17 protein-coding genes are annotated in these 18,554 nt (G+C 64.8%); 6 read left to right on the plus strand and 11 right to left on the minus strand.

The genetic code is table 11. The features are described 5' to 3' along the window. The first annotated feature begins 21 nt into the window (after positions 1-21). The gene (locus HU720_RS13810) at positions 22-2,577 is read left to right on the plus strand and encodes an HWE histidine kinase domain-containing protein (RefSeq protein WP_186520486.1); all 2,556 of its coding nucleotides are present in this window, start codon (positions 22-24) and stop codon (positions 2,575-2,577) included. On the opposite strand, the gene HU720_RS13815 is transcribed toward HU720_RS13810, so the two are convergent. Then, entirely contained in the window at positions 2,465-3,670 is a 1,206-nt protein-coding gene (locus tag HU720_RS13815) for a M50 family metallopeptidase (RefSeq protein ID WP_186520487.1), read from the minus strand. The two genes, HU720_RS13810 and HU720_RS13815, sit on opposite strands and share 113 nt — an antisense overlap. Positions 3,671-3,757: 87 nt before the next feature. Further along, the gene (locus tag HU720_RS13820; protein ID WP_186520488.1) at positions 3,758-4,852 is read right to left on the minus strand and encodes a sugar diacid recognition domain-containing protein; all 1,095 of its coding nucleotides are present in this window, start codon (positions 4,850-4,852) and stop codon (positions 3,758-3,760) included. Positions 4,853-5,005: 153 nt separating this feature from the next. On the opposite strand from HU720_RS13820, the gene HU720_RS13825 reads away from it, so the two are divergent. From HU720_RS13825 to HU720_RS13835, 3 genes are all read left to right on the plus strand, one after another. After that, positions 5,006-6,316 (plus strand): MFS transporter, encoded by a 1,311-nt coding sequence (locus HU720_RS13825; protein WP_186520489.1) that lies wholly within the window; start codon positions 5,006-5,008, stop codon positions 6,314-6,316. Between the two features lie 246 nt (positions 6,317-6,562). Continuing rightward, positions 6,563-7,474 (plus strand): LysR substrate-binding domain-containing protein, encoded by a 912-nt coding sequence (locus HU720_RS13830; protein WP_186520490.1) that lies wholly within the window; start codon positions 6,563-6,565, stop codon positions 7,472-7,474. Between the two features lie 184 nt (positions 7,475-7,658). After that, positions 7,659-8,465: an RHS repeat-associated core domain-containing protein gene (locus tag HU720_RS13835; protein WP_238337699.1), complete on the plus strand. Its 807-nt coding sequence runs from the start codon at positions 7,659-7,661 to the stop codon at positions 8,463-8,465. A gap of 36 nt (positions 8,466-8,501) precedes the next feature. On the opposite strand, the gene madM is transcribed toward HU720_RS13835, so the two are convergent. From madM to mdcA, 9 genes are all read right to left on the minus strand, one after another. Continuing rightward, a complete protein-coding gene (gene madM / locus HU720_RS13840) occupies positions 8,502-9,266 on the minus strand; it encodes a malonate transporter subunit MadM (RefSeq protein ID WP_186520492.1) in 765 nt (254 codons plus the stop codon). A gap of 1 nt (position 9,267) precedes the next feature. Further along, positions 9,268-9,690: a malonate transporter subunit MadL gene (gene madL, locus HU720_RS13845; protein ID WP_186520493.1), complete on the minus strand. Its 423-nt coding sequence runs from the start codon at positions 9,688-9,690 to the stop codon at positions 9,268-9,270. Positions 9,691-9,794: 104 nt separating this feature from the next. Continuing rightward, positions 9,795-10,715, minus strand: coding sequence for a malonate decarboxylase subunit epsilon (gene mdcH / locus HU720_RS13850; protein ID WP_186520494.1), 921 nt, complete (start codon positions 10,713-10,715; stop codon positions 9,795-9,797). Continuing rightward, the gene (locus HU720_RS13855) at positions 10,712-11,338 is read right to left on the minus strand and encodes a malonate decarboxylase holo-ACP synthase (RefSeq protein WP_186520495.1); all 627 of its coding nucleotides are present in this window, start codon (positions 11,336-11,338) and stop codon (positions 10,712-10,714) included. Before HU720_RS13855 ends, mdcH begins: the two co-directional genes overlap by 4 nt. A gap of 1 nt (position 11,339) precedes the next feature. Beyond that, the gene (gene mdcE, locus HU720_RS13860) at positions 11,340-12,131 is read right to left on the minus strand and encodes a biotin-independent malonate decarboxylase subunit gamma (protein ID WP_186520496.1); all 792 of its coding nucleotides are present in this window, start codon (positions 12,129-12,131) and stop codon (positions 11,340-11,342) included. Then, on the minus strand, positions 12,128-12,976 hold the full coding sequence (locus HU720_RS13865) for a biotin-independent malonate decarboxylase subunit beta (RefSeq protein WP_186520497.1): 849 nt from the start codon (positions 12,974-12,976) through the stop codon (positions 12,128-12,130). Before HU720_RS13865 ends, mdcE begins: the two co-directional genes overlap by 4 nt. Then, positions 12,969-13,268 (minus strand): malonate decarboxylase subunit delta, encoded by a 300-nt coding sequence (locus tag HU720_RS13870; protein ID WP_186520498.1) that lies wholly within the window; start codon positions 13,266-13,268, stop codon positions 12,969-12,971. Before HU720_RS13870 ends, HU720_RS13865 begins: the two co-directional genes overlap by 8 nt. A gap of 1 nt (position 13,269) precedes the next feature. After that, positions 13,270-14,154 carry a triphosphoribosyl-dephospho-CoA synthase gene (locus HU720_RS13875; protein ID WP_186520499.1) on the minus strand — a complete coding sequence of 295 codons (885 nt, stop codon included), beginning with the start codon at positions 14,152-14,154 and terminating at the stop codon, positions 13,270-13,272. Beyond that, a complete protein-coding gene (gene mdcA, locus HU720_RS13880; RefSeq protein ID WP_186520500.1) occupies positions 14,154-15,815 on the minus strand; it encodes a malonate decarboxylase subunit alpha in 1,662 nt (553 codons plus the stop codon). Before mdcA ends, HU720_RS13875 begins: the two co-directional genes overlap by 1 nt. Before the next feature lie 300 nt (positions 15,816-16,115). On the opposite strand from mdcA, the gene HU720_RS13885 reads away from it, so the two are divergent. Both HU720_RS13885 and HU720_RS13890 read left to right on the plus strand, forming a co-directional pair. Beyond that, positions 16,116-17,186 carry an enoyl-CoA hydratase/isomerase family protein gene (locus tag HU720_RS13885; RefSeq protein WP_186520501.1) on the plus strand — a complete coding sequence of 357 codons (1,071 nt, stop codon included), beginning with the start codon at positions 16,116-16,118 and terminating at the stop codon, positions 17,184-17,186. A 16-nt stretch (positions 17,187-17,202) separates the two neighbouring features. Then, complete coding sequence (locus tag HU720_RS13890) at positions 17,203-18,354, plus strand: acyl-CoA dehydrogenase family protein (protein WP_186520504.1); 1,152 nt, start codon at positions 17,203-17,205, stop codon at positions 18,352-18,354. Positions 18,355-18,554 lie beyond the last annotated feature (200 nt).

The raw sequence follows: 18,554 nt of genomic DNA on the forward strand, positions 1-18,554 counted from the left end.
GACTCTCACCAGGCGCCGTCCATGACGTCAGAAACCCCGGTAAACCTTACAAACTGCGATCGGGAGCCGATCCAGATCCCAGGCAGCATCCAGCCCCACGGCTGCCTGCTTGCCTGTGACGCCTCAGCCAGCGTTGTCCTGCGCCATTCGGCAAACCTTGCGCAGATGCTAGGCATCAGCGGTGAAATCAACAATCAGCGGTTGCAAGCGGTGCTGGGCGATGAAGTGGCGCACACGCTGCGCAACGCATTGGCGCGCACCCGCGAAGGCTCGCGCCCGGCGATGACCTTTGGTGTGCAACTGCCATGCGGGCGGGCATTCGATGTTGCTTCGCACCTGTTCAAGGGCACGGTGATCCTGGAGTTCGAACCGGCCGGCGCCAGCATTGCCGAGCCCATCGAGCTGACCCGCACGCTGATCGCGCAACTGCGCGAGATCGACCAGACCAGCAAGCTGTTCCGTGACGCCGCACGTTTTGTGCGCGCCGTACTGGGTTACCACCGGGTGATGATCTACCAACTGGGCAGCGACGGCGCCGGCAAGGTGGTCGCCGAAGCCAAGCGCGGCGACCTTGAAAGCTTCATGGGCCAGTACTTCCCGGCCTCGGACATTCCCCAGCAGGCCCGTGCGTTGTACCTGCGCAACCCGATCAGGGTGATTTCCGACGTCAAGCTGAAAACCGTGGCCATCGTGCCGGTGCTGGATGCCTCGGGCGAGCCGCTGGACCTCTCCTATGCGCACCTGCGCAGCGTCTCGCCAATCCACTGCGAGTACCTGAGCAACATGGGCGTGGGCGCGTCGATGTCGATTTCGGTGATCGTCAACGGCGAGCTGTGGGGCCTGATCGCTTGCCATCATTACGCACCGCGCACCCTGGCCATGGCCCAGCGCGTGGCAGCGGAGATGTTCGGCGAGTTTTTCTCGCTGCAAGTCGAAACCCTGCGCTCGCGGCAAAACCTGGAAGCGGCGGTGAATGTCCACAATGCTTTGGATGCGCTGCTGCGTGATGCCAACCATGCCATGGACATCGAAGCCTTCTTCCAGTCGCGGCTGAGCGAATTCCAGGCGCTGATCCCCTGTGACGGCATCGGCATGTCGCTGCAAGGCCGCTGGACCTGCGCCGGCCTCACGCCGCCCAGGGCCGCCATGCCAGACCTGCTGAGCCTGGTGCAGACGTTCAGCGAAGGCCGGACCTGGGCCTCCCACCGGCTGTCAACGGTGCACCCACTCGCCAGCGACTATGCCAACGATGCCTCAGGGGTGCTGGTGATCCCCATGTCGCAGCAGCCGCGGGACTACCTGATGCTGTTCCGCAAAGAAGTGATCGAGACCCTGGAATGGGCCGGCGACCCCAATAAAACCTACGAAAGCGGCGCCCTGGGCGACCGCTTGACGCCACGCAAGAGCTTCGCCATCTGGAAGGAGACCGTGCACCAGCAGTGTGCCCCCTGGAGCGAACAGGACCGCCAGTTCGGCGAAGCCATCCGTACCGCTATCGTCGAGGTGGCGCTGCACAACAGCGAACTGCTGGCCAGCGAGCGCTCCAAGGCCGAGGTCCGCCAGCGGGTGCTCAACGAGGAGCTCAACCATCGGGTGAAGAACATCCTGTCGCTGATCGGTGCGCTGGTGTCCCACCCCACCTCCGAGAGCCAGACGCTCAAGGACTACGTCGCTACGCTCAAAGGCCGCATCCATGCCTTGTCACTGGCGCATGACCAGGTGGTGCGCGGCGATGGCGGTGGCCGCCTGGCCATGCTGCTGGAAGCTGAACTGTCGCCGTATCGCACCTCGGCCGGGGTGATCGAACTGAGCGGGCCGAACGTTATTCTCGATGCCCGCGCCTATTCGGTGATGGCCCTGGTGCTGCACGAGCTGGCGACCAACGCGGCCAAGTACGGCGCCTTGTCGCGCGCCGGTGGGCAACTGTGCGTGAGTTGGACGCTGGATGCCGGCAATGCCTGCGACATCACCTGGCACGAAAGCGCAGGGCCTGTGGTTCGCGCCCCCACCCGCAAGGGTTTTGGCACGGTACTCATCGACCGCAGCATCCCGTTCGACCTGGGCGGTACCAGCCGCGTCGAGTACCTGCCCGAAGGCCTGCGCGGGTATTTCAGGATCCCGGCCAGGCACCTGGCGGTGGCCGAGGCGGTGGAAGCGGCGCAGCCGGCAGATGAGCTTGAGCAGGTCAGTGCAGGGTTCGCCGCGCGCAGCGATGCCTGTGTGCTGATCCTCGAGGACCAGTTGGTGATCGCCGTAGGGCTTGAGCAGATTCTCAACGATGCGCTGATCACCGACGTCATCACCGCAAGCTCCGAGGACGAGGCGCTGCGGCTGCTGGGTAGTCGTACGCCGGACGCGGCGATCCTGGATATCAACCTGGGCACTGGCAACTCGATCTGTGTCGCCGATGAACTGCTGCGCCGTGGCATCCCGTTCCTGTTTGCCACAGGCTACGGCGACAGTGTCAGCATTCCGCAGCATCTGCAGCAGGTTTCGGTGATTCGCAAACCGTATGACGCCAGCGCGATTCTGATGAACCTGCACAAGCTGCTGCCCCCTGCCCTGCAGGCGCCATGAGCAACGCCTGCACGTAACCGGCCAGGGCCTCTTCACGCGGGCCCTGCGAGCGCTCCAGGCTGTTGTGGGCAACCCGTTGGGCCTGTTCGAGACATGCCGTCATGGTGGTGCTGTCGCCTGCCAGCGCTGCACGCAACGCCAGGCAACGTGGCTTGAAGCTTGCGTTGAACCAGTCGGTTTCGTCGCTGAATACCGCGTCATGCAGGCCGCTGGCATCGCGCGCCAGCATCGCCCGGCAGAACAGCAACTCGGCGCGCAGGATCGCAAGCAGCACCAGGCTGTGTTTCAGCGCAGGGGCAGGCGCCGTTGCCAGCAGCCCCTGCAGCTCAGCGTCCAGCGCCAGGGCGCCCTGCCAATCCCCTTGGTTTTGCCGGGCAAACAGCCGGTAGCCCAAGCCAATCAACGCCAACGGCATGGCCTCGGCCGCCAGGCACTGCAAATCGCCAGCATCGAGATCTTGCGCCTGGGTTCCGGCCACCGTCTGCGCCAACAGCCGTGCATTGGCCAGCGCCGGGCCCTGCTCATCGGGCTTGCCCAGCCAGGCCAGCAGCACCGTGCCGTCACTGACCGCCGGGGCGAAGGTCGGCACCAGGTTGGCCAGCCCTACCGCCAGGTTGGAAACAGCCAAGGCCAGCAACACCGCAGCGAGCTTACCCGCAAGCGGCCAGTACAGCGCCAGGCACAGGCCTGCGACGAGCAGATTGCACAACGGCCCCATCAGCGTGATCACCAGCATGCTGCGGCGCATGGGCTGCTGCGGGGCGTGCGCGGCCATCACGTAGCCGGCTATCGGCCCGCCCTTGGCTTGTGGCGACCAACGCAGCCTGAAGCCGCGCCGCTGCGGCTGCAGCTCAACGGCCAGCACCCGCACCAGCAACACCGTCATGCCGCTGCAGCGGGCGCCCAGATAGTGCCCGCCTTCATGCACGGCAAGGCTGAGTGCGCCGAAGACAAACGCCAGAAACATCGCCGAAAACGGCTGCAGGCCGATATCGAGCCTTTCACCCAGAATGAGCGCGGTGAACAGATACCCCGCCAGGCCGATGGTCAGCTGCAGCAGGCGCAACAGCCAACACAATCCTTTGAACAGCATTATCAGATCCTTGATAGACAGCCCGCGCCAGGGCACCCCGGCAAATTGACCGCGCATTGAAGCACCGCCTACGCAGCATATCAACGCTTACTCAGGCAGCAGCTGCAGGCCCAGGTACAAGCTGAGCATACCGTCCATGCGCAGCGGGTCGACCTCGCCCAGCTCGGCGATACGCTCAAGCCGGTAACGCAAGCTGTTGCGGTGGATGCCTAAGGCATCTGCACAAGCCTGGCTCTGCCCGTCGTGGGCACACCATGCACGCAAGGTGCCCAGCAGGTTGCCGTTGGCGTCCTTGGCGCGGATGCGCAGCAAGGGTTCCAGCAGCTCGTCCAGCGCATCGTCGTTTCGGTGGCGCCATAGCAAGGCGGGCAAGCGATAGCGGGCCAGCGCCAGCAGCTGTACGCCGGGCAACACTTCGCGGCCGTAGGCCAGCAGGTCGCGTACCCGGCGATAGCCACGGCGCAGTTGCTCCAGGCTCTGCGCCGGGCTGCCCAGCGCTAGCCGCTCAACCTCCCAACCGTGCCGCTGCAAGCGTTCAAGCAACCGGGCTTCGTCCGCTGCAACCGTGGCCGGGCGGCACCACAACAGCGACTGGCGCGCCGGGCTTACACACCAACTGTCCGGGAAACGACTCATCAGCCATGCCGAGAGCGCCTCGGCCGGCGGCCCCGACTTCAGTTCAAACAGGCAAGGGATACGCGGCAGGTTGGGCTTCAAGCCCAGTTGCTGCGCTTCATCGACCAGCCGCGGCGACTCGCCACTGCCGCCAAGCAACAGGGCCAGCAAATCGTCACAGCGCTGCCGGCGCCATTGCTGCTCCACCTGCAAGTAGCGCTGGGCCAGCAGCATCTCGGCGGTCATGCGCACCAACTCGCCATAGGTGCGCAGTTGCGCCGCCTCGCCGGTCAGGCCCAGCACGCCGATCAGCCGGCCATCGAGCAGCAGCGGCAGGTTGACGCCCGGTTGCACGCCCTTGAGGCATTTGGCGGCTTCGCTATCCAGTTCCACGATGCGCCCGTTGGCCAGCACCAACTGCGCGCCCTCGTGGCGGGTGTTGATTCGCTCGGGCTCGCCGCTGCCCAGAATCAGCCCCTGGCTGTCCATCACGTTGACGTTGCAAGGCAGGATGGCCATCGCCCGGTCGACGATGTCCTGGGCCAGCGCGTGGTCCAGTTCGAACATGCAGGTTTCCTTAGATTTGGTCGACAGCACTGCAGCCTGGCGCAACGCCTGTGCAAACGCACAAAGACAGTTGCGCTACGCTCCCCGAGACTCTTGAAGGCGAGCGCCGAGACAGGCGACGCGGTAACAACCATAACAACAGAGAACCCGATCATGGCACACAGCCCCGCCCCTGACCAAGGCAACGACGTCACCCGCAATGCGCTGTACCGGCGCATCACCCTGCGGCTGATTCCGTTCATTTTCATCTGCTACCTGTTCAATTACCTCGACCGCGTCAACGTCGGCTTTGCCAAGTTGCAAATGCTCGACGCGCTGAAATTCAGCGAAACCGTCTACGGCCTCGGCGCCGGCATCTTCTTCATCGGCTATGTGTTGTGCGGTTTGCCCAGCAACCTGGCGCTCAACCGCTTCGGCCCACGGCGCTGGATCGCGCTGATGATGATCGCCTGGGGCAGCCTTTCGACCTGCCTGCTGTTCGTCACTACGCCCACCGAGTTCTACACCCTGCGCCTGCTCACGGGTGCTGCCGAAGCCGGCTTCTTCCCAGGCGTGGTGCTGTACCTCTCGCGCTGGTTCCCGGCGGCGCGCCGTGGCCGCATCATGGCGCTGTTCATGTCGGCGATCCCGGTGTCGGGCCTGCTTGGCGGGCCGTTTTCCGGCTGGATCCTGCAGCACTTCGCATCAGGCCAAGGCGGTTTGGCCGGCTGGCAGTGGATGTTCCTGATCCAGGGCCTGCCGACTGTCGTGCTCGGCATGCTGGCAATAGTGCTGCTCAGTGACGGCCACAAGACAGCGGCCTGGTTGAGCCCGGCTGAACGCCAGTTGATCGACGCCGACCTTGCCGCCGATGCAGCCGCCAGGCCCGCCACCCAGGGCGAAGGTGTGCTGGCGGTGCTGACCAACCCGCTGATCTGGACCTTTGGCTTTGTCTACTTCTGCATCCAGAGTGGCGTGTACGCGATCAACTTCTGGCTGCCATCGATCATCAAGAACATGGGCTTCGACAGCCCGCTGCTGATCGGCTGGCTGAGCGCCATTCCGTACCTGCTGGCCGGGGTGTTCATGATTCTGGTGGGCCGCTCGGCAGACCTGCGCAACGAACGCCGCTGGCACCTGGTGGTGCCGATGCTGATGGGCGCATTGGGCCTGCTGATCGCGGTGAACTTCGCTGGCCAGCCTGCGATTGCGATTCTGGGCTTGTCCATCGCCACCATGGGCGCCCTCACCGGCTTGCCGATGTTCTGGCCGATGCCCACGGCCTTGCTCAGCGCCGGCACCGCCGTTGCAGGGTTGGCGGTGATCAACTCAGTGGGCCAGATGGCCGGTTTCCTCAGCCCGTACCTGGTCGGTTTCATCAAGGACCAGACCGGCTCGACCGACGCCGCGCTGTATGCGCTGGCGGGGCTGATCGTGGTGGGCAGCATCGTTGCGCTGCGGGCCAGCACTAAGAGAAGCCACTGAGTCTTCAGGCTTCACGCTACAAGGCTTCAAGCGGACGGTGTAGGAGCGGCCTTGTGCCGCGAAGGGGTGCGAAGCAGCCCCGGCGATATCAGCTGATGCACAAATCTAGGGGTGCTTCGCACCCCTTCGCGGCACAAGGCCGCTCCTACACGGGCCACGTCAAGCCTGTGGACTGCACAGACCCGCAATAACCGCGTTGCCCCCGTATCTGGCACACTGGCCCTGCCCTCGCCACGGACCGCGCGCATGCTGATCGACGAAGAACTCACCCTCAAGAAACTCGAAACTTTCCTCGCCTTCATGCGCACTGGCAACCTCGCTCGCGCCGCGGCCGAGCTGTCCACCAGTGCCGTCAGCGTACACCGCGCCATTCATTCGTTGGAAAGCGCCCTGCGCTGCCCCTTGTTCAAACACGAAGGCCGCCAGCTCATCCCGCTGGAAAGCGCCTATGTGCTGGAGAAAAAGGCCCGCCAGCTGATCCAGGACGCCGAGCAGATGGTGCGCCAAACCCGAGAAGCCGCAGGCTTTTATGCCGAGCGTTTTCGCCTGGGCGCGCTGTACTCACTCACCGTCAAGACCGTGCCGAAGCTTGTGATGGGCCTGAAACTGCGCCGCAGCGAGCTGAATATCGACCTGACCCTGGGCTCGAACATCGACCTGCTGCACCGCCTTAAAAACCACGAGATCGACGCCATGCTGGTATCGCTGGACGAGAGCATCAGCGACCACGCCTGCGAACAGCTCCCGCTGTTTTCCGACGATATCTTCCTCGCCGTCCCCACCGACTCGCCCTTCGCCGAGCAGGCCGAGGTCGACCTTGCCGACCTTGCCGACTCGACCTTCATCACCCTGACCCAAGGCTTTGCGACCCACCGCGACGGCGCACGGGTGTTTCAGCAGGCCGGCTTCGAGCCCAAGGTGGCGATGCAGGTGAACGACATCTTCACACTGCTGAGCATGGTCAGCTCCGGGGTGGGCTTTGCCCTGCTGCCGGGGCGCATTGCAGCGGTATACGAGAACCGCGTGCGCTTGATAGCGCTACAGCCGCGGTATCGGGTGCAGCAACATATTGGCGTGGTGTTTTTGAAGGCCCGCGAGCGCGAACCCAACCTGCTGGCGTTGCTGGCAGAGTGCAGGATGTACAGCCGGGAGGTTTGAACAGCGCGACCTGTCATTTTTGCCAGTAGCAGACTGTTTTGAAGGGTTTCATGCTTGAACCCTGCAACCGGCACGCTGGAGGTAGCTCATGGGCAGGCAACACTTTTTCTATTGCGCAAGCCGGTTGCAAACATGCCTGGCCTGCACAAGAGACGTTGTGTTCTTGCGCAATGGCCACGGACTCATGGCCGAGCTGTCACAGGCCTCTTCTGCACTTCTGATCACCGATAGCAAAGATTCGGTACTGCACAGCATCGGCAGAACACCCTCCAGAACGCCCAGTTATACCTGCTATGGCTACGAAACTGTGGCTGAGGAGCGCACCTCGTGGATAGGTTTCAATGGGGAGCTCCGGGCGTTTTGGGCCAGCTGCTACTCGCTGGGCAATGGCTATCGGCTGTATAGCACTGCGTTGATGCGCTTTAGTTCGCCGGACAGTTTCAGCCCTTTCGGCAAAGGTGCAGTGAATGCATACAGCTATTGCGAGTGCGACCCGGTGAACCGTACCGACCCAACCGGTCATATGATACGGCCGCGCTCCCGCTCACTCAGCTCGGTTTCATTCAATGGGCAAACGGCACAACGTCGCCGGTCCTTGAACGGGGGCTTGGAGAACCGCTATCTCGTCCAGGGTAATGGCAACAGCAGAAGCCCGACTCAAAGCCCGGACAATCGATCTAATGGCTCAGCAAGCTCGCTTGCCAGCAGCAACTCGAAGCAAAGCCCGGTTCTGAGACAACGACACAGCTTTGCTTGGGATCAGGGTGATGTGCAAAGCACTGGCGCAACCTCAGGCGCCCGCTCCAGCTTCAGCGATGAAAGCGATGTGAGTACATCGGAGGTCGCCTGGCCTTCATCTGGCAGAAGCTCACCAGTGCAACAGGGGGGTGTATGGTTGCCGGACGCTCAACCCCGCCCTGAAAATTTGTATGACGCGGCTCAGGATCGTTCACCGTCGCTGGCAGCAACTCAAGTAAGAACGGGCAGCTAACCACCAGGATTAGCCGCCTTGATTCCGACGTTGCTGTTACCCCACCAACCCGCGCACACAGAAGTACAGGATCGACGGCCCCATCAAGCACCCAAGCCCAGTGTGGAAGGTCGCCGTCAGCGCACCATACGGCACCAGCCGCCGGTCAGTCGCCGCCAACCCTGCCGTAACCCCGGACACGGTCCCCGCCAGCCCGCCAAACACCATTGCAGAGCGCGGGTTGTCCAGGCCCAGCAAGCGGGCCGACACCGGGGTGAACACCATCACCAGAATCGCCTTGATCAGCCCAGTGGCAATCGACAGCGCCATGACATCGGAACTCGCCCCCAGCGCCGCGCCGGTCACCGGCCCGACGATATAGGTCACCGCGCCGGCACCGATGGTGGTCATGCTCACCGCATCGCGGTAGCCGAACACCCAGGCCACGCCGGCGCCGACAATGAACGGCAGCACGGTACCGAGCAGCAGCGCCACTACCCCGATCATCCCGGCCTTGCGCGCCTCGGTGGCCTGCACTTCGAAGGCGGTGGCGACAATGGCGAAGTCACGCAGCATGGCCCCACCCATCAGGCCGATACCGGAGAACAGCGCCATGTCGGCAAGCCCCTTCTGCCCGCCGGTCAGCGTACCGCCTACCCAGGCCAGCACCAGGCCGATGACAATGGCGATCGCCGAGCCGTGCACCCGCCCAAAGGTCAGGTACTTCGACAGCAGTACCGACAGCCACATGATCCCGCCCACCACCGCGAATGCAGTGATCAGGCCGTTGTGTTCCAGTGCGTTCTCAATGATCGGCCACATATCAGCGGCCTCCCGCAGGCACGGCCTGCGCATCGGCTGGCGGCGGTGCGTCCAGCGGCGGTAACGGCTCGCCGCGATGGCTGCGGCTGATCAAGGCAATGGTCAAGCCACACACCAGCACGGCCCCCACCGCCCCCAGCAGCGCCACCGGCCCACCATGCAGCGCGGTGACCACATTTTGCTGGGCGGCCATGGCCACCACCACCGGGATGTACATGGCGCCCCAGAAGCCCACGCCGAACTCGCATTCCTTGCTCATGCCGCCGTTGCGGTGCATGTACAGGCGTGCGCAGATCAGCAGGATCATGGCGATGCCCACCCCGCCCACGTTGGATTTGACGCCCAGCAGCACGCCCAGCAAGTCGCCGACGATGACGCCGGCAAGCGTGCATACCGCCAGCAGAGCCACACCATAAATGATCATTGTTGTTGTCCTCAGCTTTAGTCGAAGTTGCTTGTTGTTGTTCTTCGAAATCAGTGATGCGGTGCAACCCCTGGCTTGTGGCAGGCAGCAACAGCCAGGTGCAGTCATCGGCGGTGGGCCACCTCCTGGCGCAACAGCGCCTCAAGGGTATCGCCGCGGGTAGATTCCACCGCTACCACCCGGCCCTGTTCGAACACCGGGCGTGCCAGGCCGCTGAGCACGCTGCCAGGCGGCACCTCTATATGCAGGCGCACGCCACGCTCGTAGGCATTGCCCAGCAAGCCGCGCCAGTCGACCACCCGTGCCATGTTGCCGGCCAGGTCGTCGCGCAATTGTTCCGGGTCATGCACTGGCCGGGCGCGGGTGCCGCTCAGCCAGGTTATACGGGGCCTGTGTAACTGAACCTTGGCGAAAGCGGCTGCCAGCTCACGGGCCGGTTCATCCAGTAGCTTGCAGTGCGATGGCACACTCACCGCCAGCCGCCGTGCCACGCCCTGCCCTTGGCCACGCGCCCGGCGCGCTACCTCGGCCATGCCCCGGTCGCTGCCGGCAATAACGATCTGGTTGTCGCTGTTGAGGTTGGCCAGGTACACCTCATCGGCCACCTCCGCCAGCAAGCGCTCGACGCAGGCCAGGTCCAGGCCGCTCAGCGCCGTCATGCCGTAGCCTTGCGGATAGGCATGCTGCATCAGGCTGCCGCGCAGGGCCACCAGCCGCAGCGCATCGGTAAAGTCCAGCGCCTCGGCCACCACGGCCGCCGGGTAGGCACCAATCGACAGCCCCGCCACATAGTCAGGCGCAGGGGCTCGCTGCAGCAACCAGCGCGCCCACGCCACCCCAGCCAGCAGCAGGCACAGCTGCACAGCGCGGGTGCCTTGCAGGGCGTGCTCGCTGTCCAGGTTCAGCACCTGTTCGCCTAGCACATCACTGGCCTGCTCCAGCAGCGCTTCGGCGCCGCTTGGCAGGCGATGGAGCATGCCCGCCTGCTGCGCGCCTTGGCCTGGGAATGCAAACAGGCTACTCATGCCGCGTGCTCCAAGGCCGCCCATGGGTCGATCACCAGCGCCGCGCAGCGAGTGGCTTTGAGCATCACTCGCCGTGCGGGGCCGGCCCATTCACGCAGGGCCACGGCACCTGCCGGGGTCTGCAATTGCAGGTCGATACGGCACGGCGCGCAATCGAGGATGTCCAGCAGGTCTTTCGCCGCCGTGCGGGCCAGGGGTTGCGGCGTGCGCAACAGCAGGTCCAGATCGCTCTCGGCGTGCAGCACTTCGATACCGCTGGCGAGCTGGTAGGCGACGCCTCCGGTCGGCCCCCAGGCAAGGCCGAGGGCGTCGAGCACCGGGCCTACCGAGGCCAGGGCCTGCAAAGCCGGCCACGCTGCGCACTCAGCAGCGGCCCGATGACTACGCACAGCTTCAGGGCTCAAGCGCTCCTGGATAGCGGCCAAAGGCATCAGGCAGGCCAGCCGCTGCGCACGTTGTAACCCGCGAACCCCGACCGCCACCCAGCCGTCGGCGCATTCCGCCCGGCGCACCACCACCGGCGCGCCGGCTGCGAGCACTTGCCTGGCCCATTGCGGAGCGTCGTCAGGCAGCATGGCCGGGGCCATGCCCCACAGCAGGTCATGCGGGCGCGGGCTGTTCATTTCAGGCCTCCTGCCACTGGCTGCGCAGGCGCGCACGGACGTCGCGCGATGCCTGGCGGTGCTCGCCGCCCAAACGCGACGACAAGTCGGTGGACTGGCCAATGTCGCGCACCGCCTCGGCAAGGCAGGCGCGTACCGCCGCGATGTCGGCGGCACTGGGGCTGTCGGCGTTGTCCACGCTCAGGCGCCGCCACAGCAGGCCCAGCGAGGCGTAACTGCCCAAGTCGTAGGCCATTGGCGGAATCTCGGCGGCCAGCGCCTCCAAGGCCTCGACGCTGCGCAGGGTAATCCTGGCGGCAGCCGCCTTGCCCATGGCGTGTACCATGACCCCGCTGTCATCCAGGGCGATCAAGCGCTGCGCCTGGTAGCCATGGGCCAGAAACGCCCCTGACATCGCCTTGCCCACCAGCAGCCCGATGACCGGGTGGCCAGCCAGGCGCGCCTGGGCATAGGCTTCAACCGCGCCGGCCAGGGCTTGGTGAATACCCAGTGCCTCTTCCCGCCGGCCATAGGCTTGGCTGGGCACATCGATCAGCGCAACGATGGCGCGTTTTTCGGTATTGCGGTCGGCTTCCACGGCCTCGCTGACCGCCTTGGCCAGGCCCCAGCCCTCCAGCAGCCCGACCTCTCCGGCGCGCGCCCGCGGGAAGGGGTTGTGCGCATCCGGCACCACGGCGATAAAGCGCGCCGGGCGGTTGTCCAACTCACCATTGATCACCCGCAGCGAGGCTGGATAGCCCGCTTGCGCCTGGCCTGCGGCAAGGTTTGGCAGCCAGGTCAAGGCACGGTTCATTGCGCATCTCCTTGATACAGGGCGCGCACGGCGGCAGCGTCCAGTTGCGGGGCTTCAGCGCCCAGTTGAGCGAGCCGCTGCAGATACCAGGCATGCTGCCGGGCACGGTTGGCAGACGGTTGCCCCAGCAGTTGCAGCAGTTGCTCGCGAATACGCTCGACGTCGTCGGCAACGTAGGCATCCGCCAGGCCGCAGGCATGGCGTTGTTCGCCGCCGCTGAAGCTCCAGATGAACGGCCGGTCGCCCGCGTTGTACTCCTCGATGCCAGCCTCTTGTTCGATCACCTGCGGGCCGTTGAGGCCAAGGCGTGCTTCACGGGTGACCAGCAGATGGCTGCACAGCCCGGCGGCAATCGACATGCCACCAAAGCAGCCCACCGAGCCTGCAATCACCCCGATGACCGGCTGATGGCCACGCAATTCGACGATGCCGGCTTGGATCTCGGCAATGGCCGCAAGGCCGAGGTTGGCCTCCTGCAAGCGCACACCGCCAGTTTCGAGCAGCAATACAGCGCAGGTAGGGATGCCGTTGCGGTTGTCTTCGACAGCCAGCTCCAGCGCCCCGGCGATCTTGGCGCCGCCCACCTCGCCCATGCTGCCGCCCTGGAAGCCACCTTCGATGGCCGCAACCACGCACGCACGCCCAGCCAGCTTGCCCTTGGCGATGATCACGCCATCGTCGGCCTGGGGCACGATGCCTTGGCGCGGTAGCCAGGGCGACATCAGGCGGTCGAAGGGGCCGAGCAACTCGCGGAATGTGCCGTTATCCAGCAATGCCCGGGCGCGCTGGCGGGCGCCCAGTTCGACGAAGCTGCGGTGGCGCAGCAAACGTTCGGTGTCAGTCATGGCCGATCTCCTCGAAACCTTGCTCAAGACGCAGGCGCACCACGCCAGGGGTGGCGCCGAAGTCGTGGATGTCGATTTTTACCGCCGGCAGCGCGCGGCCGCTGAACAGGCGCTGCAACAGTTGCTCCCAGCGCGCTTCACTGCCGTTGACCGAGGTCACCACCTGGATATCCAGGCGCCCGGCGGTGCCTGGCTCGATCAACACTTCGAGGTCACCGGAGCTGACACAGCCCACCAGGCTGCGACCACGCCCAGGCTCTACAGCTGGGAATTGAAAATTCAGGGTTTGCATGTCACAGGCTCCCGGCAGTGTCGAGGAACAGGCAGGCGGCCAGCAGATCGGCGGCACCGCCCGGTGAGGCGTTCAAGCGCAGCAGCAGCGCGTCGAGTTGGCGCAGTTGCCGGCGCCCGCCAAGGCTGGCACTGCCGCCGTCGTCGAGCACGGCGCGGGCGCCTTGCTGCAGGGCCAGCAGCCCTTGCGGCCCGGCACGCCAGAGCACGCAGGTGTCGCTGAGGGTGGCCATGATCGCCAGCAGTGCGTCGAGCCGGGCGTGCGCTTCGCTGGCACCCGCCGCGCGGCTGCGGCGCAGTTGCGGCAGGCCGTGGCCGGTCACGGCGGGGAACCCTTGTTGCGCTTGCTCACGCGCCCCGCTAGCCGCATGCCGGCGGCGCACCTGCGCGCCGTGGCTGTCCTGGTTGGTTGCGGCTGGGTCGTCGAACAGCGCGATACGCCCGGCACGTTGCGCCAGGGTGGCGGCATCGGCGTTGCTATCCAGCGCTCGCGCAGCCACCAGCAGGCCCAAGGCCCAGATAGCGCCACGGTGGGTGTTCACCCCGGCGGTGGTGGCAAGCATGGCCGCCTCGCCTTCGCGGCCAATACGCCCCAGGGCGGCGCGCAGCGGCTGGCCGATCTCGGCGTGGTGACGCGCAGCGTCTGCCATGTCCCTGAAGCACGGCCACAGGGCCAGCGCCGAAGCATGCATCAGGCCCAGGGTCATATCGGTATGGGCACCGCTGCTACGCCGGTCGACAAGGCCCGGTTTGGGCGACAGGTCGGCTTCATCGATCAGCGCCTCGACGGCGAGGTCGGCCAAGTGTTCGGCGGCGCCTGGCGCTACCGGGCGCGTGGGCTGCCAGGCCGGGCGGTTCAGCGCGGTGTGCAGGTCATGTGCGTTCATCACCAGCTCCTGAAACGTGCAGGCGGGTTGTACAGGCCGCCAGACCACTCAACCAGCTCGGCGATGCTGCGTGCAGCGAGCAGTTCGCGGCTGGCATCGGTGCGGCGGATGCCGAGGTCTTCGGGCAAGGCCACAAGGCCCGCCTTGCGCAGGCGCTCGGTATCCTTGGGGTCGTGGCGCAGGCCGATGGCCGTCACACCCGCCACTGCTGCGATCATCTGCTGGCGCTCTTCAAGGCTGCGGGCCTTGTACAGGTAGGCGATGCCTTCTTCGGTGAGCAGGTGAGTGACGTCGTCGCCATAGATCATCACCGGGGCCAGCGGCATGCCGGCCTTCTTCGCCACTTCTACCGCGTCCAAGGTCTCGACGAAGGTGGGCTTGCCGCCTTCCTGGTAGGTTTCGACCATCTGCACCACAAGCTTGCGGCCGCGCTCAAGCAGGGTGTCGGGCACGGTCATGTCCAGCCAGGCTGGGGTGGCATGGCGCCTGCCACGCGGGTCGTGGCCCATGTTCGGTGCGCCGCCGAAGCCGGCCAGGCGGCCACGGGTCACGGTCGAGGAATGGCCGTCGCCATCGACCTGCAAGGTGGCGCCGATAAACAGGTCTACCGCGTACTGCCCGGCCAGTTGGCACATCATGCGGTTGGAGCGCATCGAGCCGTCGCGGCCAGTGAAGAACACATCCGGGCGCTGGGCGATGTAGTCCTCCATGCCAAGCTCGGTGCCGAAGCAGTGCACGCTCTGCACCCAGCCGGTTTCGATGGCCGGGATCAGCGTGGGATGCGGGTTCAGCGTCCAGTTGCGGCAGATCTTGCCCTTCAATCCCAGCGACTCGCCGTAAGTTGGCAAGATCAGCTCGATGGCGGCGGTGTTGAAACCGATGCCGTGGTTGAGTGACTGCACCTGGTGTTTTTCATAGATGCCGCGAATCGCCATCATGGCCATCAGCACGTGCACCGGTTTGATATGGCGCGGGTCGCGGGTGAACAGTGGCTCGATATAGAACGGCTGGTCGGCGACCACCACAAAATCGACCCAGGAGGCCGGGATATCCACCCGTGGCAGGTCGTCGACGCGGTCTACCAATTGGTTCACTTGGGCGATCACGATGCCATCGCTGAACGCCGCCGGCTCAACCAGTGCCGGGGTGTCTTCGGTGCTGGGGCCGGTGTAAAGGTTGCCCTCGCGGTCGGCCATGAAACCTGCAACCAGGGTCACATTGGGGATCAGGTCAACCAGCAGGCGCGAGTACAGTTCTATATAGGTATGGATGGCGCCCACTTCCAGCAGCCCGTCTTCGAGCAACTGGCTGATGCGCAGGCTTTGCGGGCCGGCGAAGGAAAAATCGAGCTTGCGGGCGATGCCGCGCTCGAACAGGTCCAGGTGCTCGGCGCGGCTGACGCTGGGCATGATCATGTGCAGGTCATGCAAGCGCTGCGGGTCGACCTTGGCCAGCGAACGGGAGAGGAAATCAGCCTGCTTCTGGTTATTGCCCTCCAGCACCACCCGATCGCCGGGAGCCAGCAACAGCTCCAGCGCCTCGACGATGCGCTCGGTGGGCAACACCACGCCATCGGCCAGGTGGCGCACAAGGCCCAGCCGCCGCTGCTTCTCGGCGCGGCGCCGCGACCATTGCGGCGGTGGATTCTTCATTGTTGTCATTAGGTGACTCCACGGGTTCGCTGTCGTGGGGTCACCTTAGGGCGGTGCAGCTTGGGGCATCAATCAAGCCGGATGGCGGATTGTTACGCTCAGGTTAATAAATACAGGACGACTTTGCCCATAAACCACACGGGGTTACAGTGACAGCCTCAGTCTGGACAACTAACACGAGGTAAAAATGCAGCGCCGCCCTGCAGATTTGCCAATTGTGCCGCGCAAATTCGCATGACAGGATCCAGCGAACAGCCCGCGCATTCCAGGCTTCACCTTGGAAATCAATAACAAAGCAGGGAGACCGCGATGACCGCGCACGCTAGCCCCTCGGCCACCGATCACGTACTGGCTGAAGTCCGCAATCACATTGGCCACCTCACGCTGAACCGCCCCGCCGGCCTCAACGCCCTTACCCTGGAGATGGTCCGCAGCCTGCAGCGGCATCTGCATCGCTGGTCGCAGGACGCCCAGGTGCATGCCGTGGTGCTGCGCGGCGAAGGCCCCAAAGGCTTCTGTGCCGGCGGCGACATTCGTTCGCTGCACGACAGCCACAAGGCCGGCGAACGCCTGCACCATGAGTTTTTCGAAGAGGAATACGCACTCGACCTGTGCCTGCACCGCTACCACAAGCCGCTGCTGGTGCTGATGGACGGTTTCTGCCTGGGCGGCGGCATGGGCCTGGCCCAGGGCTGCGAGCTGCGTGTGGTCACCGAACGCAGCCGCCTGGGCATGCCGGAAGTGGGCATCGGCTACTTCCCCGACGTCGGCGGTAGCTATTTCCTCCCACGGGTGCCGGGCGAGCTGGGTATCTACCTGGGCGTCAGCGGCGCCCAGATCAAAGCCGCCGATGCGCTGTATTGCGGCCTGGCCAACTGGTACCTGGACAGCGACAAGCTGCAGGCGCTGGACCAAGGCCTGGACAAGCTGCAGTTCGGCGACCATCCGCTCAAGGACCTGCAGAGCCTGCTGGCCAGCTTAGGCAGCCAGACCCTCGGCGATGCACCGCTGGCCAGGCTGCGCCCGGTGATCGACCACTTCTTCGCCCTGCCCGACATGCCCAGCATCGTCGAACAACTGCGTGCGGTCGCCATTGCTGACAGCCGCAGTTGGGCGCTGGAAACTGCCGACCTGCTGGAAACCCGTTCGCCACTGGCCATGGCGGTCACCCTGGAACTGCTGCGGCGTGGGCGGCACCTGTCGCTGAAAGACTGTTTTGCCATGGAGTTGCACCTGGACAGCCAATGGTTCGACCACGGCGACATCATCGAAGGCGTGCGTGCGCTGATCGTCGACAAGGACAAGCAGCCGCACTGGAACCCACCTACCCTCGCCGGCCTGAGCCAACAGCGCGTCGACCAATTCTTCGAAGGCCTGTAAGGCCGGGAGCATGAGCATGCAAGACCTGGAACTGAGCGAAGAACAGATCATGATCCGCGACATGGCGCGGGACTTTGCCCGCGCCGAGATCGCACCGCACGCCCAGGCCTGGGAAAAGGCCGGCTGGATCGACGATGGCGTGGTCAGCAAGATGGGTGAACTGGGCCTGCTGGGCATGATCGCGCCTGAGCACTTCGGTGGCAGCTACACCGACTATGTGGCTTACGCCCTGGCGGTTGAGGAAATATCGGCAGGCGATGGTGCCACCGGCGCGCTGATGAGCATCCACAACTCAGTGGGCTGCGGGCCACTGCTGGCCTATGGCTCGGACGAACAGCAGCAAACCTGGCTGCCCAAGCTGGCCACAGGCGAGGTCATTGGCTGCTTTTGCCTGACCGAGCCGCAGGCCGGCTCCGAGGCCCACAACCTGCGCACACGCGCGGAGTTGGTCGATGGCGATTGGGTGATCACCGGTGCCAAGCAGTTCGTCAGCAACGCGCGGCGGGCCAAGCTGGCCATCGTGTTTGCAGTGACGGACCCGGAGCTTGGCAAAAAGGGGCTGTCGGCGTTTCTGGTACCCACCGACAACCCTGGGTTCAAGGTTGACCGCAGTGAGCACAAGATGGGCATCCGCGCCTCAGACACCTGCGCGGTGACCTTGGACAACTGCCGTATCCCGGCGGGCAACCTGCTGGGCGAGCGTGGCAAGGGGCTGGCGATTGCGCTTTCCAACCTTGAGGGTGGGCGCATCGGCATTGCGGCGCAGGCGCTGGGTATCGCTAGAGCGGCCTTTGAGGCTGCGCTGTTGTACTCGCGCGAGCGCATTCAGTTTGGCAAGCCGATCAACGAGCACCAGAGCATCGCCAACCTGCTGGCGGACATGCAGGTGCAGGTTAACGCGGCGCGGTTGCTGGTGTTGCATGCGGCGCGGCTGCGCACGGCTGGCAAGCCGTGTTTGTCGGAGGCTTCGCAGGCCAAGCTGTTTGCTTCCGAGATGGCTGAGCGCGTGTGCTCGATGGCCATCCAAGTGCATGGCGGGTATGGGTACCTGGAGGATTACCCGGTGGAGAAATACTACCGGGATGCGCGGATTACGCAGATCTACGAGGGGTCTAGCGAGATTCAGCGGATGCTCATTGCTCGTGAGCTTGGGCGCTATTCGATCTGATTGTTTCCACAGCAAGCAACTCGACTCGCCCTGCTGGCCTCATCGCAGGCTGTTGCCAGCTCCCACAGAGGCCATGCTCAACCGCAACATTGCTGGTTGGGCCCAATCCTGTGGAAATGATAGAGAGTTGTGGTGAGCGGGCTTGTCCCGCGTTGGGCTGCGCAGCAGCCCTGAAAACCCAAGGGGCTGCTGCGCAGCCC

Origin of the sequence: Pseudomonas sp. SWRI51, from assembly GCF_014268825.1 — a bacterium.
In the GTDB taxonomy this organism is placed as follows: Bacteria; Pseudomonadota; Gammaproteobacteria; order Pseudomonadales; family Pseudomonadaceae; genus Aquipseudomonas; species Aquipseudomonas farsensis.